The sequence below is a fragment of the Novacetimonas hansenii JCM 7643 genome (genome assembly GCF_000964405.1).
GTDB lineage: Bacteria > Pseudomonadota > Alphaproteobacteria > Acetobacterales > Acetobacteraceae > Novacetimonas > Novacetimonas hansenii.
This window is the reverse complement of the sequence record NZ_BANE01000340.1, coordinates 1-954: the sequence shown is the minus strand read 5'-3', so window position 1 is coordinate 954 and position 954 is coordinate 1. Positions and strand designations below refer to the sequence as shown.

The window sequence follows — 954 nt, the reverse complement described above, 5'->3', positions numbered from 1 at the left end:
GCCATCAGGGTCGTTGCCAGTAACGCCGTGCGAAGACGCATATTTTCGTCCTTCCTTAAGACTCGTTCTTTATAATCGTGCCGCTGGGATGCGTGCGGTCGCTAATCAGCTTCTTGCGTAACATCCTATACCGCTATCGGTTTCGTTTTAGAAACCCATCAGTTTGGCAGGGCTGATATTACACTTATAATGTGTATACATACTATATTATAATGAATTGATAATAAAGGATAATTTAAAGAATTTTTGCTTTGTTTCCCGAATGTTGCACGGGATGACGGATGGGTTTTCTTCGTGCGTGGCCATAATAACACAATGGCTGGCACCGGATTCTATGGCGACTTGTGTTTTTCACCAAGGAGATGGGGGACACCATTTGGCTCCATGGTGGCGGGCCTGTCACCCGATGATGTCCCGCTTGCCACAGGTGGCGTCATGTCTGGATGGGCATGTTGGAAGACATGTTTGCGGCTGATGTGAAAATTGGCGGTCATGCCGCTGAGCGCCCCTGCGGCCAGCGCAAGCACGGGATAGAGTCGACAGGTTGCCGACAGGTGGAACAGCACGAAGACACAGCCCCGGTTCAGGCAGAACCCCACCGTGTTTCCCGCCATGAATCGTGCCCACTGATGCAGGAAATGGTGCCTGTTACCCCGGTTGCGAAAAGTCCACAGCCGGTTACACCACCAGTTTGAGGATGCAGCGACAAAATACGCAATGATGGCGGCCCAGCCCAGCCCCACAAGCGGACGCAGCGCGTAGACGGCGGCTGTGTCCCATCCAAGGCCCAGCGCCCCGACAATCCCGAAACGCAGGAATTGAAAAATGGGCGCGCGACCGCTGTCATGTGTCGCAGCGCAATCCGTTCTTTTTCGCATGCCTACGCAACTTGGTTGGTCATCATGATGCCTGTACAAGCAAAAAGGGAGTGCCGAGGCACTCCCTTTCGCATGG

General features: G+C 53.2%; 1 protein-coding gene. It reads right to left on the bottom strand.

Annotated features, from left to right (window positions below):
* Positions 1 to 332: 332 nt before the first annotated feature.
* Positions 333 to 878: a GtrA family protein gene (locus tag B7G66_RS16430; protein WP_080937681.1), complete on the bottom strand. Its 546-nt coding sequence runs from the start codon at positions 876 to 878 to the stop codon at positions 333 to 335.
* Between the last annotated feature and the right edge of the window lie 76 nt (positions 879 to 954).

Coding starts and splice junctions, on each gene's coding strand:
- B7G66_RS16430 (WP_080937681.1), bottom strand. CDS start 878: ATGCGAAAAAGAACGGATTGCGCTGCGACACATGACAGCGGTCGCGCG.